General features: G+C 59.4%; 2 protein-coding genes. Both read right to left on the bottom strand.

What is annotated here, in order from left to right; all coding sequences use genetic code 11:
* Positions 1–70: 70 nt before the first annotated feature.
* Complete coding sequence (locus HHX33_RS34425; RefSeq protein ID WP_182878224.1) at positions 71–1,126, bottom strand: hypothetical protein; 1,056 nt, start codon at positions 1,124–1,126, stop codon at positions 71–73.
* A 74-nt stretch (positions 1,127–1,200) separates the two neighbouring features.
* On the bottom strand, positions 1,201–4,707 hold the full coding sequence (locus HHX33_RS34420; protein WP_182878223.1) for a DNRLRE domain-containing protein: 3,507 nt from the start codon (positions 4,705–4,707) through the stop codon (positions 1,201–1,203).
* Positions 4,708–4,935 lie beyond the last annotated feature (228 nt).

Genomic DNA, 4,935 nt, shown 5'->3' with positions numbered 1-4,935 from the left:
CACTCCTGACCGGCCCGGCACGCCCGCCTCCCGCGCCCATCCTGACCAGCGTGATCAGGACGAAAATGGCTCACTGAATGCGTTCTACTATCAAGGCCTTAAATATTGGCCATTCCGTCCCCAGGGCTCGTTGAGCATACGTAAGGGCATAGAAGTTATCGGCATCCCGACTGGCTTCAAGCAACGCCTGCCTGACAGCTACACAGGCAGCCGTACGTATTCTGTCGAAGCTAGAGGTGCCTTCTTTCTCGAGCAGTGGCCGCCATCCCTCATCGAGCTCCATCTGGAAATCCAGGAGTTCTTCTCGTTGCTGCCACTCCAGCGGAACGCCGTGCTCCACCGCTTCGATGGATGCAGCGATATGCTCGCTGGTCAAACTATAGCGATCACTGAGTTCCCTGGCCACCAGAAGGAGCACTTCACGCCGTACGCCCTCTGGGGCGCTGCGCAGCAGGCTGTCGAGATTCAGGTCGAGATGACCGAATCCAAGCGGTTCTAGTGGATAAGCGATAGGAGGATCAATCAAAATCGCGGGGTGGGGGTGGCTGACCCACTCGCTGTCCAGTCGAGCCCCTGTGGACTGTTCGATGATAGCCATGGCCGTAGCTCTGCGCAGCAATGCCTCGGCGGGTGTTGTTGCCGGAGTATCGATACGAACGGCTTCGTTCAGTGGCTCAATGTCATTGCTTATGACATGTGGAGCTGGTCCGAATATCAGCTGGGGGTCCAGTCGAGGAACTTGCGCTAATATTTCTCCATTCGCTGCATACATCAGGTGCTCGCCACCGTTGACGTGCCAACTGATGTTCCAGACGCGAGCCCTCTCGCTCAACCAGATCAAAACTTCTGGGGTGCGCGCGTAAAGACCGTTCCTCTCCAATAGAGCGACTGACGTATCTGATTTGCCAACAAAGAGTGCATCCATTGGATATAGATCAGTTTCCCGGATTTGCATCTCATCGGCTATCTCCGGTCTTCCTCCTCCAGTCAGGTTGGATGCGACCACCTGTATGGATGGAACCGAATTATCTAGAGTAGCAACGACCGTCCACGATAGGGCGCTCGTGAGCCATTCATGCGACTGCAAGAACTGCTGGTAGCGTGTAACAATGTCAGAATGTGCCATTCTATGTCCTTTTTGAGAGAATTGCGAGCTGCTGCGGGTGTGATCCCCGCAGCAGCTCAGCTTACATCCTGCGTCTACTTCGCGTATTCACTGCTGGGATTGGGCGGGTTGCACAGGGTGTCCCGCGATGGCGGTAGGGGGTTGGGTGCGAATAGCGGGGTCTTGAATCGTATGAAGTATGGATCTCCGACGAGAAGGCGGTCCCGACTGTACATCCGATTAAGAGGGGCACCGGCCGCCCCATTTTCGGTTCCCGGTATAGTGCAGACCGAAAACGACCTCAATTGGTCGATCTCGGCGCTGCGTTCCTTGGAAGAGGCGAACGGGTACTCGTCACACTCCAAGCCTGCGGCCGCATAATTTGGCCATAGGCTGTTGCATCGAGTTGCCGCTCGCGAGTTGTTATTGGTCTGCTGGTCTCCGCGGTGCAGGAGATAGGTTGGCCGCTGCACATGGTCGGGTAGGATTTTGGGGCAGCCTGGAAGTTGTTTCACGGGATTGTGGGGATAAGTGTCCGATGGTGTGAAGCAGGCTTTCCAGTAGTGCTTGTATGCCTTATCGTAACCCTTGCCCAGCTCAAACTCCACCGAGGATAGTACGTTGTTGAAAACGCATCCTCCAATGAAATTGTTAGAAGTGGCGGAATCGCACCGAACAACCGTGAAGTCGCCTCGATTGAACTTTTGCCAGTGAAACCAGTTCGGGTAGATCGAGTAGGGCTCGATTTTTGCTGAGACCATGCGGTCGGAGTTTGGCGGCGGATTCGTCAGGTCGTCGCAGCGAAGCCTTGCCTGGAAAGCTGGGACGATGAGGCTCTTCGCCTGCTTCCATTCCGAGATCAACTTGATCCGATGATTGGTGATGACGTTGCCGTTCCAGACCGCAACGTGATTGCAGTAGGGCTTGTCGCCGATATCCAGACCGAGGCCGAATTGTTTACTCAGCGGGTACGTGCCTTGAGTGCTGACGTCGTAGACGTAGGCATCGATCACGATATCACGGCTGGTCGTCGCTTTGGGCTCTTGCGTAATGGAGGCAGATCCATTGAATGTGCTTCCGATGAGCATGGTGTAGATCTCCGACTTCTGCGGAGGCTCCTGCGGCACCCACCTTGCCGATATCCACTTACCAAGCTGGCACCAGGAGAATCTGCTCTTGTACCATCCTTCTTTGCTGTCGGCCTGGTTCTGGTGCTGGAAGCATTCCTGCGGAGTGATCCGATCGAGCTTCAACTTCGGCGCAGCCGCAGCGGCTGCAGTTTCCGCCTTCGCCGAACGGTTGGGTGAGGATACGTCTTGGAAGGAGGAACCCAGTGAGCGCGTGTTTTGGCTGAAGGAGGAGCTCTCCAGTAAGGTGACCGTGAGCCGAGGAGGTTTCACGCTGGCTCCCGTGCGTTCTGAGGAATGGAACGCTCGGTCGTATGGTTCGCCATCGTCGTCCTCGATCGCGGCCCGCAGCGACAGACCGTGATTCGCGGCTCCGGCGGCCCACTGCTCGGCAATCGCCTTGATCGGCCACGTCCAAGTCACATCGACCGTCTCGCAGTCACTCGGGTCGGTCGCAGTCGCCTCTCCGCTCAAGGTGACGGAAGGCTGGGTGTCCCAGGTGAGGTCGTTTTGATCCCAGGCTTCGGTCACTCGCTGGACTTTGAGGCTCTGGCCTGGTACCCCACAGCCGTCAGAGGTGGAGTTATATAGTTCCAATTTGGCATCAAGAATGGTTTTGCCAGTCAGTTGCGAGGTATCGAACTGCAGGTAAGTGCGTTCGAAGTCCATCTGGTCCCAGTTCCAGAAGCCGCCAACCCACAGCGCTGTGTGCTCTGGTTGCGAATCTGTATACGTTGCGACGTATGTGTCGGCAAGCAGTGGTAAGGAAACAGTCGTCGGGGTCAGTGTGGGCGTCGGCGTTGGATCAGTTGGGCTCGGTGTGGGCGTCGGCGTCGGATCTGGAGGAGGTGTTTCGTCCGAGTCGTCTGCCGGAGCATCTACGTACTGGTCCGACGATTCCCGCATCTGCTGGGCTTCATCGTTGGTTATCGTTGATGGTTCCGGCTGGGTGTCTTCGGATCTGGTGGGGTCCTCTGCTAGCGCCTGGGCCTCCTCATAGGTGGATGGGAAAGGCTCGCTCGCGCGCGTGTATGCAGTGAATTGCAGCACCGGCTCATATTTGATCATGAGGGTGGGTGGGTGGCGGTATCCTGGGTACGATTCACCGCCGCTGTATTCGCTGGAGTAGTACTGGCGCCAGTTGGTGGCCGCGGTCTCGCTGACGGCCCGCAGCACCATCCCGTAGTTGGGCACCCCGTCTTGGATCCAGTTACGGGCCATGGTGCGGACCTTATGCCACAACGCCTCGTCCTTGGCACACCAGGTGCCACTGGCGTCGTAGTTGTAGCCGGCATCGTTGGTGCCCTCGGTACCGCTGGCTCTGGTCGGTTGCTCGTCCCAGGTCACCCACTGTTCATCCCAGTCGGAGGTGACTTGCTGGACCGTGATGTCCGTGCCCGCCCCCAGCGGGTCACCGCACAGCGCTCCGTTGGGGCCGCCGGACTTGTAGTTCCAGATGATCAGGTCGGCGTCGTTGACGATGGCGCCCGCCAGTTCGTCGGTGTTGAACTTGAGGTACACGCGGGCGATGTCCGCGCTGGTCTTGGTGGTGCCTGCGCGCAGCCACCCGTCCGCGCCGTGGTTGCTGTAGGGCTCGTTCTTGCTAACCCAGGAGTCGGCGGGTTTGCCGCCGCCGAACCACTCGGAGGAGGCGGCGATCGTCACCGGGTAGGTCACCGCCGGGTCGGCCAGGAAGTTCTCGTCCGGGGTGAACACCAGCTCCGAGCCCGTGCCGGAGGTCTCCACGTGCGCGTCGACACGGGAGCTCTTGCCCTGTTCGGGGGAGACCTCCACCTTGGCGTCCATCGCCGTCAGCACGATCGGGGCCGCGACGGCCTTACCCTTGGCATCCTTCAGCTGCGGCAATCCTTCGAGAGACTTGCCGAACGTGTTGCCTTTGGGAAGAGTGAGCGGGAGGCGTACGGTTACTTGGCCGTCGGGCTTGCGCCGCAAGACCACCTGGGAGACGAAACCGTCGCCTTGGGCGATCACCACCAGGTCCGCCCCCGGTGCGACGGCATCGGGGTAGGTGACCGTACTGCCGGACACCTTTGGTTCCGGCAGTGCCCGGGTTACCTTCAGGCCGGTGATGCCCTTTTCTCCCTTGGCCGACACCAGGTGCTTGGTCCCGCGCCCGCCGAAGGTCAGCGGCGACTTGACCCGTGCTGCCTGCAGCTTTCCGCCGCGGGCCACGATTTTTGTGTCGATCGGCTCCCACGCGCCGGTGGCCGGGTTCTTCAGCTGGACGGGCCGGGTGGACAATTCGGCGCGCAGATGCTTGCCGTCGGGCTGCGCCCAGACCTTCATCCGCTCGGTGAAGCGGGCGGGGACCTCGACGGGTTTACGGGTCTTGGAGGCCTTGTCCCAGGCGGCCTTTAGGTCTGGGTCCGATAAGGCTTTCGGCTGGGTTGCCGTTTCCGATTTAGGGGCTGGGGCGGGTGGCGTGGGGGCTTGGGCGATGGCGGGCGCGCTCATGAGCGAGAGTGGCAGCATGGCGATCCCGATCAGAGCAGTACGGCGGCGCGTCCGGATGGATAAACCGGACGTATGTCGGCGTCTGTTCACTCATAACCTCTCGGACAGGTGTGGACAAAACACCGGGATCGTCACATGAGGTGAGATAGAAGTAAAGATCGTTTCCAGTAACGGGAAAGCCGTGCTCCGTCACAACGCCTGTAGTCGTGACCCGGGGATCAGGGTCTT

It is taken from the genome of Microbispora sp. H10670 (assembly GCF_014161385.1).
GTDB classification, from domain to species: Bacteria; Actinomycetota; Actinomycetes; order Streptosporangiales; family Streptosporangiaceae; genus Microbispora; species Microbispora triticiradicis.
This window is presented reverse-complemented; position numbering and strand designations above follow the sequence as displayed.

What these genes read in the sequence shown, in the direction of transcription:
- HHX33_RS34425 (WP_182878224.1), bottom strand. Translation starts at nt 1,126, where the DNA reads ATGGCACATTCTGACATTGTTACACGCTACCAGCAGTTCTTGCAGTCG.
- HHX33_RS34420 (WP_182878223.1), bottom strand. Translation starts at nt 4,707, where the DNA reads ATGAGCGCGCCCGCCATCGCCCAAGCCCCCACGCCACCCGCCCCAGCC.